Here is a 21,875-nt window from a genome sequence, read left to right as displayed (position 1 = left end):
GGCGTGAGGAGTGAACTATGACCGACCGGACGATGAGACCCGTGGATGTGGTCATTGTCGGCTTTGGATGGGGCGGCGCGATCATGGCGAAAGAGTTGACCGAAGAGGGGCTGCAGGTGCTGGCGCTCGAGCGCGGCACCTATCGGGACACTTATCCGGATGGCGCTTATCCGTCGACGCTTGACGAACTGACGTACTTGCAGCGGTTCAAATTGTTTCAGGATATGTCCGCCAGTACATTCACATTCCGTTATGACGTCAACAGCGTGGCAGTGCCATACCGTCAGATCGGGGCATTCAAGCCAGGCACGGGCGTGGGTGGCGCAGGGCTGCACTGGGCTGGGCAACACTGGCGCATGTTCCCGGAAGAGCTGAGGCTGCGTTCACATTACGTTGAACGATACGGTGCGAAGTTTATTCCAGAAGGCATGACGATCCAGGATTTTGGCGTCAGCTATGAAGAGCTCGAGCCGCATTTCGACTTCGCAGAGAAGGTGTTTGGAACCTCAGGGCAGGCCTACCGTGTGAAGGGACGAATTGTGGGCGACGGTAATCCGTTTGACGCCGACAGGTCCGATGCCTTTCCATTACCTGCGCAGAAAGTGCCCTATGGACCTCACGTTTTCATGAAGGCTGCACGCGAGCTGGGATTTCATCCGTTTCGCGCGCCTGCCGCTACGGTCTCCGCGCCGTATACGAATCCGTATGGCTGCCAGATGGGACCCTGCAACTTCTGCGGTTTCTGTTCGGGCTACGCGTGCTACAACTATTCGAAGGCCTCGCCGAACGTAAACGTGTTGCCTGCACTACGCGACTTGCCGAATTTCGAGCTTCGGCCCAACTGCAACGTTCTGCGCATTCTGCTCGATAGCTCGCGTAAGCGGGCGACCGGCGTCGAATACGTCGACGCAGCGGGCAATACGGTGGTGCAGCCGGCGCAGATTGTGATCGCAAGCACCTTCGCTTATAACAACGCTCATCTGTTCATGCTGTCGGGCATTGGACAGCAATACGACCCGGCCACTGGAGAGGGAACCGTCGGAAAGAACGTGTCATATCAGATGCTGTCGAATATCCAGACGTTCTTTCCGACGGACACTAACAGCAATCCGTTCATGGGAGCGGGTGGAAACAGTGTCGCATTCGACGATTTCAATGGTGACAATTTCGATCATGGTCCGCTCGGCTTCGTGGGCGGCTCGGTGCTCTGGTGCAACCCGGCGGGTGCGAAACCTATCTCAGGTATTGCGGTGCCAACCGGAACACCTCAGTGGGGCTCCGCATGGAAGAAGGCCGTGAAAGAGAATTACACGAACACGGTTTCGATCGACTCCAACGGGGCCAACATGGTGTACCGCGATTGCTATCTCGATCTCGACCCAACCTACAAGAATAAGTTTGGGCAGCCGCTGTTGCGCTTCACCTTCGACTGGAAAGACAACGATATTCGCATGACGCGCTTTGTCACGTCGAAGCTTGAACAGGTCGCGAAGGCAATGAATCCCAAATCCTATACCATCACCCAGAAGAATTTCGGCGATCACTTTGATTTGCGGCCCTATCAAACCACTCATTGGGCCGGCGGACTGATCATGGGACCGGACAGGCCGACGAGCGCGTTAAACCGCTATCTGCAAAGCTGGGACGTTCCTAACGTGTTCGCCGTCGGATCTGGCGTCTTTCCTGTGGGGCTTGGCTACAATCCGACGGGCGCGGTCGCAGCGCTGGCGTACTGGTGCGCGAAAGCGGTCAGACAGCAGTACCTCAAAGACCCGCGGCCGCTGGTCGATGCGTAGGGGTGGCGAAATCATGAGTCGCCACTATCGCGTCGCCGTCAGCGCTAGCCTTCTTCTGTTCGCCATCCAGGCGCGTGCGGCCGATCCCCAACAGATTGCCCGCGGGGAATATATCGCGCGTGCCGGCGATTGCGCCGCATGCCACACCGCACGCATAAACGGTAAGCCGTTCGCCGGTGGGTATCCGCTAGGCACCCCCCTCGGTATCGTCTACTCGACGAACATTACGCCCGACAAGGAAACAGGCATTGGGGACTGGCGCTACGAGGACTTTGCGACGCTGATGCGCACCGGAAAGACCCGTGAAGGACATACGGTCTATCCGGCGATGCCTTACCCTTCGTACGCCCGCATTACGGATGACGATATGCGAGCGCTATATGCATTCCTGATGAACGGCGTTACGCCGGTGAAACAGCAGAATCGCGAGAACGGGATCCCCTGGCCGCTTTCGATACGGTGGCCGCTCAAAGTATGGAGCGCGATATTCGCACCGGACCCATCACACGTAGCCGACGCATTCCGCGACGAGGGTGATGGAGCTGCACAACTGGCGCGCGGTGCGTATCTGGTTCAGGGCCTGGGACATTGCGGCAGTTGTCATACGCCACGCGGCCCTGCTTTGCAGGAGAAAGCGCTGACGGACGTGGGCAACACCGTGTATCTTTCGGGCGGTGGCTCGATCGACGGCTGGATTGCGCCTTCATTGCGCAATGAGGCTGCCGACGGGCTCGGATCCACGTCACCGGAAGATATCGTCATGTTCTTGCGAAGTGGCCGTACGACGCGCGTGGCATCGTTTGGCGCAATGAACGACGTGGTGGCGCATTCGACTCAGTACATGACAGATGCTGACCTGAGGAGTATTGCTGCCTACCTCAAGTCATTGCCGCCGCACAAGACAGGAGCGGGGCCGTTCGCATACAGCGCAACCGTCGCGACAGCACTCTATAACGGGCGCGTGTCCACGTCTGGCGCGCAGATCTATCTTGACCGCTGCGCGGGTTGTCATCGGTCGGACGGCAAGGGCAACGACAAGGCCTTCCCGGCGTTAGCCGGAAATCCTGTGCTGCAAACGGCCGACCCCACGTCTGCTATCCATATCGTCCTTTCAGGCGCGTCCATGCCTGCTACGCGAACAGCGCCATCTGCGATGACGATGGGTTCTTACGAATCGGTGCTCAACGATCAACAGGTTGCCGACGTCGTGAGTTTTGTGCAAACGGGCTGGGGAAATCAAGGTGCGACAGCCACCGCCGGCCAGGTCGCAAAAGTACGCAAATCATCCAGGCCGGTCGATCCGCAAGGGTGGACTGCCAAAACCCCTTGACCCCGCTGTTTCGCCTATTTTTTCGATCAGGAGAAACGTATGTCGTCAGCACTGTTTTCCCCCACCGCGGTCGGCTTGACGCAACTGCCCAACCGGATCGTCGTGTCTCCGATATGCCAGTACAGCGCAGACGATGGTTGCGCGAACGACTGGCATCTGATGCATTTGATGCAACTCGGCATTTCCGGCGCCGGGCTCATCGTCCTCGAGGCCACCGCCATTGAGCGGCATGCCCGCATTACGCACGGATGTCTGGGACTGTACAGCGATGCGAACGAAGCCGCGTTGGCACGCGTGATGGTTGCGGGCCGCCGGGTCGCGTCGCAGGAGACCCGCTGGGGCATTCAGATTAATCACGCAGGCCGCAAGGCATCGGCACAACGTCCTTGGGAAGGACGAGTTGCACTATCCGGTTCGGAGGATCCGTGGCAGACGGAAGGGCGCTCCGCTTTGAGAGCCGGCGACGGATGGCATACCCCAACGGAAATGACGCTCGATGCCATGGCGCGCGTTCGCGAAGGGTTTGTGGCGGCTGCGCGCCGCGCGCAGCGCCTCGGTTTCGACGTCGTCGAAATTCATGCGGCTCATGGCTACCTGATACATCAGTTTCTTTCGCCTGTCGCCAACCAACGCAAAGACGATTACGACGGTTCCCTTGAAAATCGCATGCGATTTCCCCTCGAGGTTGCCAAAGCGGTGCGCGAAGCAATTTCCCGCTCTGTATCGCTAGGCTTGCGAATTACCGGATCAGACTGGATCGCTGAGGGCATTAGCGTGGCGGAAGCGGTCGTCGTTGCCTCCGCCTTGAAGGCGCTCGGTGCGGACTATGTGTGCGTAAGTTCGGGCGGAATTGCGAATGTCCGAATTCCCGTGGGACCAGGCTATCAGGTCCCGTTTGCCGCCGAGGTTAAAACGCGCACGGGGATTCACACCTGTGCGGTCGGCATGATCGTTGAACCGGAACAGGCTGAGTCGATTATCAGTGATGGAAGGTCCGACACCGTCGCGCTTGCCCGTGCGCTTCTAGATAATCCGCGCTGGGTTTGGCATGCGGCCGAAAAGTTGGGCGCGGAGGGTTCAATAAAGTATCCGCCGCAATACGAGCGCAGCAAGCGATCGTTATGGCCGGGGGCGCAACTTGCGCGTCCCGATGCAATGCCAACGGCACCGTGAAGCCCGCAACGCCTCCTTGCGGCCATCACCCATTCCGAGCAGAAGTTCGGCGCGGCAAACACGGGAAAGGCGCAGTTTGACTGTACCGCTTCGCCAGATCCGGCACCTCAGGGCGCAGGCGTGAGAGCTGCGCAGGGAGTCGCGAAAGCGGGGCTCTATTTAAAGGAGCGCATCGTGGTCACAGTACAACGCTTTGAAAATCATCCTTTTGCCGGCCTGAGCGGCTATTCCCGGGTGTTTGCTCCGGGCCAACTGACGCTCGGATTTATACTGCCGCTCGAAGGTTATCCGGATGGCCCGGCTCCCACCATGAAGGATCATGCAGTTGTCACCCGGCTAGCGGATGAACTTGGTTTCGGTGCACTATGGGCGCGCGACGTGCCGACCTATGATCCCCACTTCGGGGACGTCGGGCAGGTCTTTGACCCGTTCACCTACCTCGGCTTTCTTTCCGCGAATACGAACCAGATCGCGCTCGGAACCGGTAGTGCGGTGATGACGCTGCGCCATCCTCTGCTCCTTGCCAAACAGGCCGCATCGATCGATCGTCTGTCGAATGGACGTTTGCTGCTCGGCGTGGCGTCAGGAGATCGTGCGGTCGCGTACCCGGCTTTCGGTACCGGAAATGACTTTGAGTCACGCGGCGAACGCTTTCGCGAGGCATTCGCGATGTTCCGCGCTTCGACTGAAGAGGACTTTCCAGTTGGACTCTTCCCGCGATTCGGCGAATTGGGAGGCAGGGTAGACACCATCCCGAAGCCGATCGTCCGCAAGATCCCGACATTCGTGACTGGACGCAGCAGGCAGGACGTGGAGTGGATAGCAACCCATTCGGACGGGTGGTTTTTTTATAACGTGGGTCTCGAACGGGTCGACATGATCACGCAGACGTGGTTTGACGCAGTCAGGCGCACCTGTGGCGAGGATACCTTCAAACCTTTCTTTGAAGGCCTCTTTCTCGAACTGGAAGAAGATCCAGATTTTCCGCTCACACCCATCCCGGCAGGCCTGCGTGTTGGGCGGCATGGTTTGCTCCACTATCTCGAGGTCCTGAAAAAGGTGGGTGTCAACCACACCGCCTTCAACCCGAAACCATCGCGGCGTCCGTTTACGGAGATACTGCACGAACTGGCTGAATATGTGCTGCCCAGGTTCCCTTCGCTGACGTAGCACTACTATGGGTTGAGTAAGTTCGCCGGACCTTCCACGCGCCCCAACGCAAAGGTGCATTGCCTCATGTTGCCATTCCGATCTACGGCGATGCCCCTATCTACTGTAAGCAAATATCCCTTTTTGAGGTGTTCGATGGAAAAGCTGAATATCGAGGTCACATACGATTTCATTTGCCCATGGTGCTGGATCGGCGAGGAGAAACTGAAGACGGCGATTAGCCAGGCGCATGCCGGCGCCGAAACGAAAATTGTGTTCGTTCCGTACGAGTTGAATCCCGGTATGCCCGCAGAAGGTCTGGATCGCAAAGAATACAGATCAGCAAAGTTCGGCAGCTGGGCGCGCTCGCAGGCGATGGACGAGCATGTCACGGAGGCCGGGAACGAAGTCGGTCTGGCGTTCAACTACGCGCTGGCAAAACGCACGCCGAACACGCTCGCCGCTCATCGATTGGTGTGGATGCTGCAACAGAAGCACGACGTGACGGCGCTGGTGGAGTCTATCTTCCATGCGTATTTTTCCGCCGGCAGTGATATTGGCGATGTTGCAGTGTTGACGGAGCTCGCCGTAGTTGCGGGCTTTGATCGACCGGAAGTCGAATCGTTTCTTTCATCGGACAGGGGTGTCGACGAGGTGCGCGCGCTTGAAGTCCGGGCGACTGAGCGCGGCGTCAATTCGGTGCCGTCCGTGAAGATTGGTGACAGCATTATCAGCGGCGCGCAGTCTGTCGCTTTGTTTCGAGCGACGCTTGAAGACGCCCTGAAATACAGCGCCACGCCCGCGTAAGCGGAATAGGCGTGTTCATTGGATGCCGCCCCAAAAAATTGGGGCGGCATGCCGGCCGACGCCATAAATTCAGAAGAATAAAGTCGACCGCGAAATCGTATTGAGTCAGCATGCGAGAGAGTGCAGAAATGCCGCCTTCGGGCGGCAATCTCATCTGGTGAGGCGTGTTCGTAAGGGAGACTGCTGATGAACGGCGCAAAGGTGGTCAGGGTTCTTGGGGTGGCGCACAGCAAAGAGGCGTATGCGATCAGGGACTTCCTCGCCCGAGGCGTCGTCGAGTATGAGTGGTTCGAAGTCGCATCAGACAGCGATTGTGTTCGCGAGCTAGGCGTGTCTGGATTTGACGACATTAGCTGGCCCGTTGTTGTGTTTCCAGACGGCTCCAGGTTATACGCTCCGACTTTAGCCGAGATCGCCGAAAAACTTGGCTGGGTCTCACGTCCGCGTTATCGGGAGTACGACCTGTCAATTTACGGCGCAGGACCGGCAGGACTATCCGCCGCGGTCTATGCTGCGTCGGAGGGGCTGCGGGCTGTGGTCATCGAACGGGCGGCGGTTGGAGGTCAGGCGGGAACCAGTTCGCTCATTGAAAATTATATGGGTTTTCCGGAGGGCATCGCCGGCGCAGAATTGGCGGAACGCGCGCGGCAGCAGGCAGTCAAGTTTGGTGTCGAACTTCTTATGATGCGCGAAGGCGTGCACGCCACGTTTGTGAACGGAAAAATCGAAGCCAATCTGGCGGATGGGACGCTTCTCAGGGCCCGCGCCAACATTTGCTCGACGGGCATAGAGTACCGAAGTCTGGGCGTTCCCGATGAGCAGCGGCTGTTGAATGCAGGGCTGCATTACGGCGCGGGCGCCAGCGAAGCGCCCATGTGCTCCGGGAAGAAGGTCTTCATCGTAGGCGGTGGAAATTCGGCCGGACAGGCAGCGATGAATTTCGCGCCCACGGCAGAAAGTGTCACGCTGATCGTTCGTGGCCCCTCTCTTGCCGCGACGCTTTCTCATTATCTGCTGGATCGCATTACCCACACACGCAACGTCCGTGTGGTGTTTGAGTCGTCCGTCTCGGATGTCTATGGCGACACCCGACTTGAAGCGCTGCAACTCACGAACACGGAAGGAGGAACACAGGTTGTTCCGGCCGACCGGCTATTCGTGTGTATTGGCGGCGCACCCAACACGGAGTGGGCAAAAGATACCACTATCGTGCGGGACAGCAATGGGTACCTGGTGACAGGCGCCGATCTGAGCGACTTTCCGCAGTTCGAAAAATGCTGGCCGCTCAAGCGGCGCCCGTACTTTCTGGAAACAAGCGTTCCCGGCTCGTTCGCGGCCGGTGACGTTCGCCACGGCTCAGTCAAGCGGGTCGCGTCGGCGGTAGGGGAAGGGGCAATGGCGGTCACGTTTGTTCACCGTTACCTTGCGGAATCGGCGACGTGAAGCTTTATCGGCCGGATTCGCAGTGAGGAGCGCAAATGAATATCGACATAACAGTTACCTTCGATTTCGTGTGCCCATGGTGCTATATCGGATTCAAACGGTTAATGAGGGCCATTGATTCACTCGGTGACGATTTCGATTGGACAATTGGCTGGCGGCCTTTCGAGCTCAATCCCGAACTACCCGCTGGTGGGCTGGATCGAGCTTCTTATCGGACGTCGAGGTACGGCGAAGCGCATGGCCGAATGCTGGACGCCCAGATTGAAGCACAGGCACGGTACGATGGGATCCATCTCAACATGAGTTCGATAAAGACGATCGCAAACTCGCGACTTGCTCACCGACTGCGCCTGCTTGCCGAAAAAAACAATCTTGAGCGGCCGTTTATACGTGCCGTCTACAAGGCTTACTTCGAACAAGGCGTCAATATTGGGCTCACGCAGGAGTTGCAGTGCATCGCCGAGTCCGTTCACCTGCCCGCAGATGAGGTGCGTGCCTGCCTGGAGGATCCGTCATCAGAAGATCGCATCATCGAGCTCGAAGAGCATGCGCGCGAAAGCGGCGTGCATGCCATTCCGAACCTCCTGATTGGCGCGATAACGGTTGCCGGTGCCGTTCCGTGGACCGAACTCCGGGAGTCATTGGTGCGAGCCGCGGAGTCAGACGTTCCGCCGCCGGGACAAGGGTTTTGTGCCCCGGATGACGAGGACTGCGCGGGAACGCCTTAAATGAGTGTCACCAACGCGCGCCTGGTTCGCCTACAAATACTTGCCGACAGCGGCGCGCAGCGTTTCGGCGCTTTGCTCCAATGCTTGCGTCTCGTCTCCCGACATTTCTGGCGATAACACGTCCACGACGCCTTGCGCGCCGACCACGCTTGGCAATGACAGGGCGACCCCGTAGCGCGGTTGCCAGGAACTCACTGGAAACACAGCGTACTCGTTTCGCAGCACCGTTTCGGCGACTCTCGCCGCCACCATGCCGATGCCATACTGGCTGGCGCCAAGGCCTTCGATAATGGCAATATTGGCGTAGCGAACGTCACGCTCAACTTCCTGGCGTATCAGGTTGACGTCGCTCCGTCGATGCGCCAGCAGGTCGGCCACTGAGGTTCCGCCAACACGGGCGGACGACCACAGGAATACGCTAGACGTACCGTGCTCACCGACGACATTTGCTTCGACACAGGCAGGGCTAACACCGAGGCGTTCGGCAAGATGCACCCGGAAGCGCAGGCTATCGAGATACGTGCTTGTGCCGAGCACGCGATCGTGACCGGCAAAATGCCGGGCTATATCGACGAGGGGATCAGGCGGGTCGGTAACGACAAGGATCACCGCCTGCGGTGCCGCTCTCACCAGTTGCGGAATGACGTCCTGGTATACAGCGAAGTTGGCATCTAACAATCGTAGGCGGCCGGCGGGATCGTTCCGATCAACCGCGCCGCCGGCTCTTTCGTTGATTCCTGCCGTGATGATAACGACCCCTGCATCAGCAAGGTCTTCGTAGCTACCTTCCTTGATTGCGACAAAGGGTGAAAGTGGCACTCCGTACGTCATGTCGGTCGCGACAGCACGAGCGCGCGATCGATTTTTGTCGACGAGCACGAGTTCACGCACTCGTGCCCTCAGCACCACCGCAATCGCGGTAGCTGCCCCTACCGCGCCTACGCCAACAATGCCAAGTTTCATATGGCCTTCCGATTCGGTGATGCCTATCCGCGAAGGCGCCTCATGGGCGCAGGAGAACGCAGCAGCTGAACCGCACGTTCAGGCGGCCCGCTTCCGCGCGCGGGCATTTTTCGCGATCGCAAGCGTTTCGCAACGCTGATCGTCCCGATATGCTAAAACGAGGTAATTCAAGGATATCGAGGGCCGGACTAAATGTCCTTTAGGGTAGGTTAAGAAACCTGAAAGCCATGGGGGTCGTCGGAAAATGACACGCATAGGCGATGCCCTTCGTCTGCCGCGCAGGCGGCGTTGCGCTTGCCGCGCCACGTAAAGTGCTATCACTGCCGAGGCTTTAATGGATTAGAATTTATGAAGTGGCTTCAATCGGCAGCGCATTGCAGGTGGAATTATGCGTCTGCCTCCTTCAGCACTTACTGAATGAGGTTTGCGATGGGTGCGCAGATCAGCCTCGATCATCTTCCAGCACGCAGTCGTTTTCAACACTTTCGCGATATCGTGAATTCGCTGTACGTTCCCGTCAGCGTTACCAGTGAAGACCCTAAAGCGTTTCGCTACACTCGGAACGAGGCAGTGCTCGGCGGTGTAACTTTTGCATCGGGGATGCTGACAAAGGTGATGATCAACCGAACGCCGCGCGAAGTCGTTCGTTCGGAATCCGACGGCTACATGAAATTAGTCTTACCCTTGTCGGGTTCAGTCGTGTTTCGTCAGAACAAACGCGAAGCTTTGATTAAGCCGGGATATTTTTACGTCGACGATCCGGCGCGCCCCTACGAGGAGAAGGTCGTCGAAGACCTCACGTATCTCTCCGTTCTCCTCCCGCGGCACTTTGTTGCGTCGAGACTTGACGGGTTAGAGTCCGTAACCGCTGTGGGATTTGGACCGGATTTGCCTCACAGCAAGCTGGCGAGGGATTTTATTATCAGCTTATCGGCGGTATGGGATTCTCTCGAAGAGACATCCGCTGCACACCTTAGCTCGGTTGCGCTAGACCTGATCATCGCGGCTTTGTGGGAGAGAAATATTCGAAAGGCTCCTCCACGTAACATCTACAGGTCAGCGCAATTCCAACGAGCCAAAGCATTCATCGAAGCCAACCTCGATGACCCGCGTCTTTCGTTAGATATGGTTGCTGGTGCGCTTTGCGTTTCGACCCGCTATCTCCGCTACCTTCTGAGTGAGCGAGGATTTTCCTGTCCCCGTTATGCCCTTGAACAGCGACTGGCGCGTTGTGCAAAAGATCTCGCCGATCCTCGCCTCGCTCATCGTTCAGTAACAACCATCGCCTACGCGTGGGCATTCTCCGATGGTGCGCATTTCAGTCGCTCGTTTAGGGCGGCATTTGGGATGTCGCCTCGCGAGTACCGTGCGTCGAAATTGACGATCATGCCGGCAGGCTGACTACTGCTCGTATTGCTTTAGTTTTGCGAGAACTGTCGGATCGTCAATATTCGCGCCTGTCACAACGATAGTTTCAATGGTCTGATTGGTGAGGACCTGCTGGTGTGCGCGAAACTGCACCAGCGTTTGCACGGCCACATACCCCATACGGTAAGCATCCTGCACCACGAACGCGTACAACTCGCCCGTGTGCAAATACTGCCTGAAAATAGGCCTGTAATCGAAGCCTACGAGTTTTGGGCGTTTGCTTAATGCCAGTTCGTCGACAGCGCGCACGGCGGCGACGGTCGTGAAATCCGTCGGCGTGAAGATGGCGTCGATGGGGCGCCCATATGCCTTGATGGCGTCTTCAGCGGCGACTTGCGGTTCATGGATGCCATGCCCGATAAAGGTGTCGATCACCACCTCGAAACCCATCTGTCTCGCTGCATCGATAAACCCGTTCTCGCGCGACGTCGTGGAGACGACGTCCGGCGAGAGGCGCAACACAGCGACTTTCGCGCCCGGTGCGAGGTGGCCCTTCAAGGTGAGAGCGGCGGCCCGGCCGGCGGCATAGTTGTCGGTACAGACCGTTGAGATTGCGTGGAAATCGTTGCTAGGGCGATCGATAAAAACCACCGGCACCGGCAGTTCGACTGGCGTTTTCAAGCCGATAACAGGAATGGGCGCGAGAACAATCGCCTTCGCTCCAGACGCGATGAGCGAGCGCACCATCTTCAACTGCACGTTTTTTGCGGCGGTCTGCGGGTCGTCATCCATTGGGCTGCGCACGAGAACATTTACCCCCAGGTCGGTTCCCGCCTGCGCAATGCCGTTTTCCATCGCCTTCCAGAACTCGCTTCGCGTCCCAGCGAGCGTTGCGCCGATATCTGTTGCCCGCGCGCCGCCCGCGCCCATCAGGAGGGCAGTCGCAATCAGGAGCCATTTGAACAGGGTACGGTTGCAGCGCATGACGCCACCTCTTCTTCGTGATCCTTGCACCTGCTGGAGTTGCAAGCGGATGACGAGAGGGCGGTCATCGCTTCCCGACCGCCCGGTGCGTCCCATGCTGGAGTCTGGCACCGATCGCAGCCAACGACTGGAGTATTCTGATATCTTAAGCTCAGCACTATACTTTAGGATACTTCCCGTTGATCAGTGGGAGGTCGCATTTGCCGCAAGATCAAGGCGAAGCTCAGGCCGAGGCACGAGTCAAAGAAATCGGGGACGAGAATGACAGGAGGGAAGGCGTGCCCGATGTCTATACTCCGGTGCCGGCTGCCACAGCAGCGGAGCCATGGACCGCGCTGTTTGCGCGCATGCGCCGGGGCATCGCGGCGCGGCTCCTCATCGGAGTTCTGCTCTTTAGCTCCGCCGTCACGCTGCTTCTCACAGCAGGCCAGCTCTATCTGGACTATCGCTATGATGTCAATCTCATCGAACAGCGGCTAAAGGAAGTTGGAGCCGGCTACCCAGGAATTATCGGGGAGAGTCTATGGGATCTGGATCGGACCCATCTGCAAATCGAACTCGAGGGTATCCTGAAGCTGCCGGATATGCGGGCGGTCGAGGTGCGCGAGACCGGTACTGTCGATCCCCTCGTTGTCACAGTCGGGCGCAGGCAGACTGGCTCGGTGCTCACCCGCGAGCTGCCGATCACTCACGTCATCGACGGTGCCCCTCGGAAAATCGGCACGCTGTACGTCGAGGCGACGCTCACAGGTGTGTATCAACGCCTGCTGGACAAGGGGTTGATCATCCTGGTTAGCCAGGCCGCGAAGACCTTCCTCGTGTCGCTTTTTATCATCTTCATCTTCCATCGGCTCGTCACTCGCCACCTGGCCGTAGTCGCAGCATTCGCCAGCGGCTACGATTTCCACCGGCCGTCCACTGCGCTGCGCTTGCGGCGCCGTCCGCCCGCGATAGCGGATGAACTCGATCAGGTCGTGACGTCGTTCAACGAGCTGTGCGCGAGTTTGCAGACGGCCTATGGCAATCTGCAGAAGGCCAACGCCGAGCTCGAGCGCGATATTGCCATACGCATAAAGAATGAAAACGCACTGCGGGAGACCGAACAGCGTTATCGACATCTGTTTCACAACATGCCCGTGGCGTTGCTCGAGATGCGCGGCAACTTCGACATGTACGACGGATTGCGTGCTCAAGGCATATCGGATTCGGGCGCCTATCTGGATCAACATCCTGAGCTTTTTCGCCGCCTCGTCGATGCTATTACGATTGAAGAGGTCAATGACCGCTCGGTCGAGCTATTCCATGCACGCGACGCGAAGGAACTGGTTGGGTCTGCCGCTCGCTTCTGGAGCGAAAGTCCGGGCACCTTGCGCCGTGCACTGGAGAGCCGGTTCCGCGGCGAATCGAGGTTCGAGGAAGAGATGCGAGTGGCCACGCTGGATGGGCACGTGATAGACGTACTCTGCACGATTTCGCGTCTCCAGCCGATCAGCGGCAACAGCCCGACACTGTTTGGTCTTGTCGATATCACAGAGCGTGTCCGGGCACGGGAAAAGCTGCAACAGCTTGAAGCGGATTTCGCGCATGCCGCCCGCGTTTCGATGCTCGGCGAGCTGACGGCTTCGATCGCACATGAAATCGCCCAACCTATTGGCGCCATTGCAACCTGCGCCGAAGCAAGCTTGCGTTGGCTGAATCGGCCCGAACCAGAAGTCGCCGAAGTTCTGGAATTGACGAGGCGCGCACTGGCCGACACGCAGCGAGCCACAGCAATTATCGCTCGCATCCGGGCCATGGCGGTCAGGGAAGCGCCACATCGAACGCTAATATCGCTCGATGAAGTGATCCGCGAATCTCTACTCTTTTTGCGGTACGAGATTCAGTCGAACGACGTAACGGTCTCTCACACCTTTAATCCGGGCGCGCCAAAAGTCCTTGCAGATCGCACGCAGATCCAGCAAGTGATCGTCAACCTGGCGATCAATGCCATGCAGGCCATGGCCCACGCCGGAACGGTGAGTCGCAAGATTGCCCTCAGCGTGGCCATTCCGGAGCCGGGTATGCTGCGCTGTACCGTCGAAGACAACGGTCCGGGTATCGGCCTTGAGAATTTCTCCGGACTGTTCGACCGCTTCTTCACCACCAAGGACGGCGGCCTGGGATTGGGTCTGTCAATCAGTCGATCTATCATCGAGGCTCATGGTGGCCGCATCAGTGTGGACAATGAAACTATCCATCGCGGGGCGCGATTCTACTTCACTCTCCCGACCACCAACGCGGCGGAGTGATCGTCCGTCGCGCTTCTTGCGCCGGTATGATCCCGCAATGAAGCCTAAACGCGGCGCTAGCCAGCCGCTCATACATTCGTATGATTTCCGTACAGTAACTTGTGACGTACTGTTGAATTTTTAAATGCGCACGCCATGAGCGTGTATGTTTGTGGAGCATTCTTGAATGCCGGAGCCGTGCGTACAAGCCACTCAGATAGTTTCTATCGTCGAAGACGACGAATCCGTTCGTCTGGCTACGGCGAGCCTGGTTCGCTCGTTGGGATGGCAGACACACCTGTTTGCGTCAGCGGAAGAGTTCCTGCAATCCCCATGGCTTGGTGAGACGTCGTTTCTGATCTCGGATGTACGGATGCCGGGCATGTCGGGAATCGAAATGCACGATGAACTTCTGAAACTCGGGTACGCGCCACCGACCATTTTTATTACGGCGTTTCCGACCGCCGCCCTTCAGGCGAAAATGCAGACGGACGGCGTGCTGGCTATCCTCGCGAAACCTGTTGATGCGAGCGCCATGGCGCACTGGCTGAGTTTCGCATTGCGCACGCCTTAGCCGGTCATCGTTGCTCAACCGTTCCACGTGTCAGTAAATTCACGTCGATCCTCGATGAGGAATCTGCATGTGCGCGCCCGTTCGAGCGGGCGAGGCTCAACCTGGGTATTAAGCGGAGAAACGTGGTAGATGCACCGCATCCGCTTTTAGCATAGCTTTCAGACGGATTGCAAATTGTCTTGTTAGACGACGGCGCGCATTGAAGAAACCCCAGCACACCATCATCACGCCGCGGTCAAGTCCCGGCTTACGTATCGAAGCGAGAACAACGACGCGAACCTGACCACGGGGCGATGTCGTTTCCGAGCCCCCTTAGCGTAGCAATTGCACTTCTGGCCAATGATTACCTTGAGATCCTCTGTATGGGCCCGTGGCTTGTGCCGATTCACCGGCATTACGTCGTTCTGCGCACCGTCGACTACAGATTCGTTTGGCCGCAGTAGCGGTGACATGGCATCTTCTGACGAAAACGGCGCCGCCAGAGACAGGGTAACGGATTGACTGGCTAGTGATGATAGATAGAAAAATGTATACCGACCATCAAACAGGAGATCGCTAAATTCAGATCCGATACAGAAAGAAAGGAAACTGTTGTCGATCGTGGCGTCGAATTCAGCGAAATCTACTGGCTAAATGGCCATCAATTATTGTGGAAACGGTGGTGGACTCACATCTGCATGCCGTAAATTTTCCTCTGCGTCGGATTGTGTAGCGGGCAGCTTAAATTCGCCTCTGGAAACACCATCGCGCCAGAGTGTCAGGATCCGACGTGCAAAAGGTGTAACAGCACGCGCGAGCGCCTGCTCGAGTACCGCGACATCATCTGCACCCAGGTGGCGGGCTACCATCCGTACAAAAGACCAGAATAGATTTGCTTCTGCCTCGGGCCAGTCTTCGATTTGAGCGATGACGTTGGTCACCATGGCCAGTATCCCGTCATTCCAACATGCGTCTACCGGACGGTTCCAGTTGTTATCCAGCCGGTACTTGACGGGTCTTGCTAGGGCAGGACAGCGCCGTCGATTCAAACTGTAGCGAACGCGCCTCGTCCTGTCCGCGGCATCAAGCGACAGCTGCGGTGAGGTAGTCGTAGTGCCGGTGCTGTACTGAAAAGAGAAGCACCGTTGAAACCACTGCGACCGCCGCAATCTTGCGATTTGTTTTGAACGGCAGCACCGACAATAGGACGTGCGTGGACGCGAGGTCTTCAACGATCGGGGGGGCAGCATCAACCGACTGGTGACCGATACGATCGTCGGTCTGCATAATTTCGTTTTGTCGTTCGCGCGACGTCTGGGCTGGATTCAAATGTCCGGTGCCAGCCGCGATAACATCGGTTATCACGGCAACTGCAGGCTTGGAAATTCATACCACAAGATCGGACGTTTTATTCGATTAAAACATGCGGCGCTTGTGACTACGACCTGGCACGGTTCCCGTTTTCAGGGGCGGTATGTCGTCGTGGAACGATGCGCAATATCGCGCATGGTCTGCATCGCCTAGAATATAAACCGTTCGGACGCAAACTAATGCTGTTCTTATAGTGTGCACTGTTTCGTTGGGGAGGAGAGTATGAGAGTTGCTTTTCACTTTGACGCAGATTTTGAGTCGATCTCCCCTGACTACGGAGAGCGGATTCTACGAAGGTTGCTTCGTGTTTTGGGTCAGAAGCACGGATTGAAGATCAACTCCTTCATATTTTCCGGCGACTTCGCGCTCCGTGAACTTTGCCTAAGAGAGGAGGCAACGCCAAGCGGTGTCACGTGTCGCTTTGACAGGGATGCTTATGCCTCAGCAGTTTGCGAATGGTCGAATAATCCTAATTTTGCGTGGCGCACGTTAACTGAAGAATCCATTGGAACTGTCAAAAAGAGGAACATTTTTGTTATTTTATTTGACAGTCTTGATATCGTCCAGGCGAGATGTGTCGATAACGCTTTGTGGAAGCTGCCTTACTATATTGGTGCCATGGATGTCGGTTATCGTAGCTCAATGAATGTGGCACTTTACGAGGTGTATTTAATTAGAATATATAGATTAAATGGTCGAGGAATTGACGTACTCGTCGACGAGTGTGCCGGGGACGATCCAGGTTATGAATCCATCAAAAAAATACGACGTTGTGGTCTACAACCCGTGCGAATAAAGAAATTCCACAGTGAACTTGATTGCGTCGAATTCGTGCCTTAATTATATAAAAAATGTTTTCAAATATCCTTGAGTTCGGTATCTAAATGTCGGTTTTCAGACATCGGTGGCCAGACGATACGACGTCAAATTGTCAGCATGCTCGTCTGTACGAGCTTGTTCTCTCATATTCTTTACTGACTCATTGTCTGCCTTAGCTTTCCATAAGGCCGATGAACCGCCCGCCGCGACGACGTCTCCACCGTTCGTTGTTTTTTTCGAGCAACCTCGCCCTTGGCCTGATTCTCGTAATCTTTTGGTTAAGCAAACGTTAATTCTGCGATGGCGCCTGTCCGAAGCTGAGAAGTGCCGGCGAGATTTTTTGGTATCACGGACGGCCATCGTGCGATAAAGATACGGTTTCCTAATCCGTTTGCAATTCTGCTGCATATGCGAAGCACTGTTGTGCCAGGCGTTCTGGCGATGCACTCGGAATTTCCCTGGAACAACTGCGAATGGCTGGATGTGACCGGTACGCGACAACTTTTCCGTTGTGCCATAGCCACCCGTATGCCTGCGGCCAATACCCGGAACCCGAGTATGAGCGTACCTCTGCCTGAAGGAGCGTCGGCACCTCATCTCTGACGTCGAGCCACACATTTTCGGCCAATAGTGCCGGCCATAGTCGCGCAGCGATGATTGCGGGATTCGCGCGGTCTTCGGCAGGAACGTCGACCCGGAACGAAAAAATGCGGTCACCTGCATTACTGACAGTCACATACCATTGATCGGTTCCGTCATAGTGTACGAACCAGTCGAGGGCTGTGTCGAGCGCGCCATACCGGGACATCACCATTTCTACACGATACATGGACTCACCATCCTTGCAGGACCGCGTTGAGGGAAGCATGTCGTGACGACAATATGTATTGGGACCACGCGGTGTTGACCCGGCACTAACTGTGCTACTGGCCGGTCTTCATGATTGTCATTCTTCTTGGCAGCAGGCCGCGTGATCAATGGATCGGCGGAGTGTTTTGTCCGCAGAGAGGCGTCGCCATTCGCGGTCAGGCGTTGTGCATTGCCGCCAGCTTCTTCTTCAGTTCCACTAGGACATCGGGCGCCGCAACGCCGCAGATTTTGTGGGTAAGGATCAGGTTGTGCCGACACCATGGAGGCCATCCAGAATCATCATCGTCCAAGGCGACCCATTTGTCTGGGCGCCGGCGCAAAACGTCGGACCAGACTTGCATTCCGCGCGGCGCGCCGTCGAACGAAGCTTTGTCCATCCTCGAGTGAAATGTTGCTCCAATGATCCTTGATCTCAGATTGTGAGGCAGCCACCGGGCCGGCTTTGCAACGCTCCGGTAGAAGGGCACCCAACTGGTAGACAGGACGATACGCACGTCTGGATAGGACAGTAGAACGCGCTCAAGCAGGTCCGCATGCTCGAACAGTTGGTGTCCCGGCGGATTGGCAATGTAGGGTCCTTTGCCCGGCCAGTAGTAAACGCCTTCCGGGTGCAGTACGCCGTCGAAGTCCAGGTAGAGGATGAGTCCCCCTGTATGCCGCGGTGGCGGTATTCGGAAGGTTGGTCCGGGCAGTCCTGTTAGCACGGTCCGAACTGTCGCCTCATCATCATTATCGCCACCCGGCAAGAAAATCCGTCCAGTCCGACAGGTGCGCGCAGTCCATCGGTTCAGGGTCATCTTCGACAAGAGGGCACGTCGAGCCTGCAAGGCTGCGCTGAAAAAGCGTTCGTGCGGGCTCAGGGATTTCTCGTAATCGTACGTACGGTGTGCCTGAGCTGCTGTCACTTCTGTGGATCGGGACCCTAGGCGATTGGGGGCGTGGCGGCAGCTCTTCCAGGCCGGACAGCACGACAGTGATGCATCGCGCGACGAGGTCCCATACAGTCGCCGCCATCCGTGGATAACCTGTCAGAGACGCGGAGCCAATATCGCCGAGCACATCGTCGTGCAGTTCGATCTCGTAGTCCGCCAGTGCGCCGGATTTGACGTTCGATATTTCGGCATGCGCGAGTGTCCTTTTTCCACCTTCGCGGCCGCCCGGCAGCAACTCCACAGTGATGCGAAGCATTTTCGTCCTCATTTTGCGTAGGTGGAATTCAATCCTGCCAGCGATATACCCCTCGCGCATCGCGCCGATGCTGGATCCGTCGTGTGTCTCAGGATCTCCATTTCTGAAGCCTCAATCCCTGTGGCATTACGCGCAGCGACGGTTGCACCAACCCGACGACTGGATCCCGGAAGTTCAATCACGGCTGCCCAGGCAAAGAGACAGATGAAACGGGTCAGGTCGAGCAGCAGATTTGCAACAATCGTAAGACGAAGTCAGGTGGGCATCCCGGTCTGCATTCGTTATCCGTTAAGCGATATTATGTATCGCTTATAATAAACACGTACATGCGTGGATAGATCGTTTATTTTTATGAATTGTTGTTTGATGATAGCGGCGTGGATGGCGAAACATGTTGTTCGGCGATCTTGTGATTGAGCTTAGATGCTATGTGGGAGGGCAGCGACAGAAAGCCCGACTGGAGTAAAACGGGACTTGCACATTCGTTTTCTCCGAGGGAGCACGCAAATGGATACGCCTGACACGGCCCTCCGTGGGCAGAATACGACGGCAGGTGGCCGCCTGTACATGGCTTTTGAACTGGGCGAGAAGAACTGGAAGCTCTCACTGGGTGATGGCCAGCGCGCGCCCAGCCGCTGTACGGTCGCCGCCGGTGATACCACGGCGGTTCTCACCGCCATCGCCAACGCCAGGGCGCGTTGCCATCTCGGCGCCGACGCACCCGTCTACAGCTGTTATGAAGCTGGCCGCGACGGTTTCTGGCTGCACCGCTGGCTGGCTGAACAGGGCATCGTCAATCTCGTGGTGGATTCGGCCAGCATCGAGGTGAACCGCAGTGCGCGTCGCGCCAAGACAGACCGGCTTGACAGCGACAAGCTGCTGTCGATGCTCATGCGCTATTACGCGGGCGAGCGGCGCGTGTGGGCGGTGGCACGCATTCCCACGCCCGGGCAGGAGGACGACCGGCGCCTGCACCGCGAGCTCGAACGCCTGCGCAAAGAGCAGACCGCGCACACCAACCGGATCCGCTCCCTGCTGGTACTGCACAACCTTCGGGTCCGGTCTGTCGGCGGCCGCATCTGGACGCACTGGTGGCCCCGTCAGCGCGAGTTGCTGGCGCCCGGTCTGCGCGCCGAGATCGACCGCGAATGTGAGCGGCTCGCGCTGGTGCACCAGCAGATCCGCCTGCTCGAAGTGCAGCAGGAGCGGCAGGTGCGTAGCGGCGCACATCCCGGCATGGCGCTGCTCGCACAGCTTGCCGGCATCGGTGCAGGCAGTGCGTGGACGCTCGTCAGGGAACTGTTCGGCTGGCGGCAGTTTCGCAACCGCCGCGAAGTGGCCGGCTGTCTGGGCCTGACGCCCACGCCGTACGCCAGCGGCACCAGCGAGGTTGAACTCGGTATCAGCAAGGCGGGCAACCGGCGATGTCGCTGGCTGATGGTCGAGCTCGCCTGGAGCTGGCTGCGCCTGCAGCCCGGCAGCCAGCTCAGCCACTGGTTCAACGAGCGCTTTGCCGGTACCGGCAAGCGGATGCGGCGCATCGGTATCGTTGCGCTCACACGCCGTCTGGCGATCGCCCTGTGGCGTTATCTCGAGCACGGCGAGATCCCCGTCGGCGCGATACTCAAGCCGCGCGACGTCAACACCGTGAGGGCCTGAATGACTGAATGACATCGGATGCAGCAACAGCATGTAAAGGTCAACGCGCCCGGAACACCCTCGGGCTACCCACTGCGGGTGGCCGTTTCCCTAGATGGGGCGCGTCGGTAACAGGGTAGCTCCAGCGCTTCGCGCATGCGGCATGAGGTGACCGGCCTGTCAGGCCGGCACGGATAGAAGGTCGACCTGGCACTGACCGGTCAACAGACACCCTGACCTGAATGACATTGACATGCCAGGCTGCAACAAGGTGTGCGCGATGAGCGTCGATATCGTCCTTTACGCAACGGTCTCTACGGCCAGCCTGCGTCTGGTCATGGTAGGTGACCACGCAGGCTGGCCGTAGAGACCGGACAAGGAGGTTTACTTCGCATAACAGAATGTTTATCGTGAACCGGGCTTGACTTTCGGTTCCCCATAGAAGAGGGTGTTAGGCACTTTTGTTAAGGGCTGCAAAGTGAACAAGCATAAGCACGGAGAATACGACGAAATGCAAACCAGCCAAGGTTTCGGGCAATCGTTCGTAGTCTCTGGCCAGTCGTCGGAACCGGTTGAGCCAGCCGAAGCTGCGCTCGACCACCCAGCGGCGCGGCAACAGCACGAAGCCCTTCTTCGCCTCCGGCAGCTTGATTACCTGAAGCTCAATCCCTTCGTCGAGTGCCGCCTGCGCAGGCTCTTCGCCGGTATATCCCTGATCGGCGAACGCCACCTTGACCGTCTGGCCCGTGGCCTGCTGAACCTGACGCGCCAGTTCTCCGACCTGCGCGCGTTCCTGTTCGTTGGCCGGCGTAACATGCACAGCAAGCAACTGCCCCAAAGTATCAACCGCCATGTGGACCTTACTGCCGCGTTTGCGTTTGTAGCCGTCGTAACCGGCGCGAGGCCCACTCTCGCATGTCGACTGCAGGGTCCGCCCGTCGAGAATGACCGCGCTGGGTTGACCACGGCGCTCCTGTGCGATCCGGATGATCGAACGCAGGTCATTCACCATCGCCTCGAAACAGCCTGCCTGAATCCAGCGTTGCGTCTGCTGGTAGACCAGTTCCCACGGTGGAAAATCATTGGGCAACAAACGCCACGGCGCACCCGCACGTACGATCCAGCGCAGCGCGTTGAACATCTCGCGCAGTTCGTAGCGGCGCTGCGGCGCGTCTTTGTTCATCAAGGTCAGGTACGGAGCGGCGAAGTACCACTCTTCATCCGACACATCCGTTGGGTATGGCCTGCGGTTTTTCATTCCGCCAGGATACCAGGTCTAACTCAAAGTTCCTAACACCCTCTTCTATGGGGAACCGAAAGTCAAGCCCGGTTCACGATAAACATTCTGTTATGCGAAGTAAACCTCCTTGTCCGGTCTCTACGGCCAGCCTGCGTGGTCACCTACCATGACCAGACGCAGGCTGGCCG

General features: G+C 57.6%; 20 protein-coding genes. 12 read left to right on the top strand and 8 right to left on the bottom strand.

Annotated features, from left to right (window positions below):
- The first annotated feature begins 17 nt into the window (after window positions 1-17).
- The 7 genes from AYM40_RS29350 (at window position 18) to AYM40_RS29320 (ending at window position 8,426) form a co-directional block, all read left to right on the top strand.
- Window positions 18-1,796, top strand: a complete 1,779-nt coding sequence (locus tag AYM40_RS29350) for a GMC family oxidoreductase (RefSeq protein WP_063499582.1) — start codon at window positions 18-20, stop codon at window positions 1,794-1,796.
- Between the two features lie 13 nt (window positions 1,797-1,809).
- Window positions 1,810-3,126, top strand: a complete 1,317-nt coding sequence (locus AYM40_RS29345; RefSeq protein WP_063499581.1) for a cytochrome c — start codon at window positions 1,810-1,812, stop codon at window positions 3,124-3,126.
- Window positions 3,127-3,165: 39 nt separating this feature from the next.
- Window positions 3,166-4,299 (top strand): NADH:flavin oxidoreductase/NADH oxidase, encoded by a 1,134-nt coding sequence (locus AYM40_RS29340; RefSeq protein WP_063499580.1) that lies wholly within the window; start codon window positions 3,166-3,168, stop codon window positions 4,297-4,299.
- A 174-nt stretch (window positions 4,300-4,473) separates the two neighbouring features.
- Complete coding sequence (locus AYM40_RS29335; RefSeq protein ID WP_236720981.1) at window positions 4,474-5,469, top strand: LLM class oxidoreductase; 996 nt, start codon at window positions 4,474-4,476, stop codon at window positions 5,467-5,469.
- Window positions 5,470-5,535: 66 nt separating this feature from the next.
- Window positions 5,536-6,255: a DsbA family oxidoreductase gene (locus tag AYM40_RS29330; protein WP_236720980.1), complete on the top strand. Its 720-nt coding sequence runs from the start codon at window positions 5,536-5,538 to the stop codon at window positions 6,253-6,255.
- Window positions 6,256-6,441: 186 nt separating this feature from the next.
- A complete protein-coding gene (locus AYM40_RS29325) occupies window positions 6,442-7,698 on the top strand; it encodes an NAD(P)/FAD-dependent oxidoreductase (RefSeq protein ID WP_063499578.1) in 1,257 nt (418 codons plus the stop codon).
- A gap of 35 nt (window positions 7,699-7,733) precedes the next feature.
- Entirely contained in the window at window positions 7,734-8,426 is a 693-nt protein-coding gene (locus tag AYM40_RS29320; protein WP_063499577.1) for a DsbA family oxidoreductase, read from the top strand.
- 30 nt (window positions 8,427-8,456) lie between these two features.
- On the opposite strand, the gene AYM40_RS29315 is transcribed toward AYM40_RS29320, so the two are convergent.
- Window positions 8,457-9,389 (bottom strand): lactate/malate family dehydrogenase, encoded by a 933-nt coding sequence (locus AYM40_RS29315; RefSeq protein WP_063499576.1) that lies wholly within the window; start codon window positions 9,387-9,389, stop codon window positions 8,457-8,459.
- Between the two features lie 429 nt (window positions 9,390-9,818).
- Between AYM40_RS29315 and AYM40_RS29310 the strand changes: the two genes are divergently transcribed.
- The gene (locus AYM40_RS29310; RefSeq protein ID WP_063499575.1) at window positions 9,819-10,790 is read left to right on the top strand and encodes a helix-turn-helix domain-containing protein; all 972 of its coding nucleotides are present in this window, start codon (window positions 9,819-9,821) and stop codon (window positions 10,788-10,790) included.
- Here the strand turns inward: AYM40_RS29310 and AYM40_RS29305 are convergent, their stop codons facing one another.
- A complete protein-coding gene (locus tag AYM40_RS29305; protein ID WP_158515346.1) occupies window positions 10,791-11,741 on the bottom strand; it encodes a substrate-binding domain-containing protein in 951 nt (316 codons plus the stop codon). It lies immediately after the preceding gene.
- A gap of 200 nt (window positions 11,742-11,941) precedes the next feature.
- Between AYM40_RS29305 and AYM40_RS29300 the strand changes: the two genes are divergently transcribed.
- Together AYM40_RS29300 and AYM40_RS29295 are read left to right on the top strand one after the other, a co-directional pair.
- Window positions 11,942-14,029, top strand: a complete 2,088-nt coding sequence (locus AYM40_RS29300; RefSeq protein ID WP_063499574.1) for an ATP-binding protein — start codon at window positions 11,942-11,944, stop codon at window positions 14,027-14,029.
- Window positions 14,030-14,195: 166 nt separating this feature from the next.
- Window positions 14,196-14,582 (top strand): response regulator transcription factor, encoded by a 387-nt coding sequence (locus AYM40_RS29295; RefSeq protein WP_063499573.1) that lies wholly within the window; start codon window positions 14,196-14,198, stop codon window positions 14,580-14,582.
- A 644-nt stretch (window positions 14,583-15,226) separates the two neighbouring features.
- Here the strand turns inward: AYM40_RS29295 and AYM40_RS40785 are convergent.
- Together AYM40_RS40785 and AYM40_RS29290 are read right to left on the bottom strand one after the other, a co-directional pair.
- On the bottom strand, window positions 15,227-15,505 hold the full coding sequence (locus tag AYM40_RS40785) for a hypothetical protein (RefSeq protein WP_148662340.1): 279 nt from the start codon (window positions 15,503-15,505) through the stop codon (window positions 15,227-15,229).
- A gap of 139 nt (window positions 15,506-15,644) precedes the next feature.
- Window positions 15,645-15,926, bottom strand: a complete 282-nt coding sequence (locus AYM40_RS29290; protein ID WP_148662339.1) for a hypothetical protein — start codon at window positions 15,924-15,926, stop codon at window positions 15,645-15,647.
- Window positions 15,927-16,259: 333 nt separating this feature from the next.
- On the opposite strand from AYM40_RS29290, the gene AYM40_RS40780 reads away from it, so the two are divergent.
- Complete coding sequence (locus AYM40_RS40780) at window positions 16,260-16,772, top strand: hypothetical protein (RefSeq protein WP_148662338.1); 513 nt, start codon at window positions 16,260-16,262, stop codon at window positions 16,770-16,772.
- Window positions 16,773-17,133: 361 nt separating this feature from the next.
- Here AYM40_RS40780 and AYM40_RS29285 read toward each other — a convergent pair whose 3' ends face one another.
- The 3 genes from AYM40_RS29285 to AYM40_RS29275 form a co-directional block, all read right to left on the bottom strand.
- On the bottom strand, window positions 17,134-17,580 hold the full coding sequence (locus AYM40_RS29285) for a hypothetical protein (protein ID WP_148662337.1): 447 nt from the start codon (window positions 17,578-17,580) through the stop codon (window positions 17,134-17,136).
- Window positions 17,581-17,776: 196 nt separating this feature from the next.
- The gene (locus tag AYM40_RS29280) at window positions 17,777-18,418 is read right to left on the bottom strand and encodes an HAD domain-containing protein (RefSeq protein WP_158515385.1); all 642 of its coding nucleotides are present in this window, start codon (window positions 18,416-18,418) and stop codon (window positions 17,777-17,779) included.
- Complete coding sequence (locus tag AYM40_RS29275) at window positions 18,351-18,809, bottom strand: hypothetical protein (RefSeq protein WP_063500786.1); 459 nt, start codon at window positions 18,807-18,809, stop codon at window positions 18,351-18,353. Before AYM40_RS29275 ends, AYM40_RS29280 begins: the two co-directional genes overlap by 68 nt.
- Before the next feature lie 507 nt (window positions 18,810-19,316).
- On the opposite strand from AYM40_RS29275, the gene AYM40_RS29270 reads away from it, so the two are divergent.
- Window positions 19,317-20,468, top strand: a complete 1,152-nt coding sequence (locus AYM40_RS29270) for an IS110 family transposase (RefSeq protein ID WP_063499569.1) — start codon at window positions 19,317-19,319, stop codon at window positions 20,466-20,468.
- Between the two features lie 430 nt (window positions 20,469-20,898).
- Here AYM40_RS29270 and AYM40_RS29265 read toward each other — a convergent pair whose 3' ends face one another.
- A complete protein-coding gene (locus tag AYM40_RS29265; protein ID WP_063499570.1) occupies window positions 20,899-21,705 on the bottom strand; it encodes an IS5 family transposase in 807 nt (268 codons plus the stop codon).
- Between the last annotated feature and the right edge of the window lie 170 nt (window positions 21,706-21,875).

This window comes from Paraburkholderia phytofirmans OLGA172 (assembly GCF_001634365.1).
Lineage (GTDB): Bacteria > Pseudomonadota > Gammaproteobacteria > Burkholderiales > Burkholderiaceae > Paraburkholderia.
Note: the sequence above shows the minus strand (reverse complement) of the source record. Positions and strands in the feature narration are given on the sequence as shown.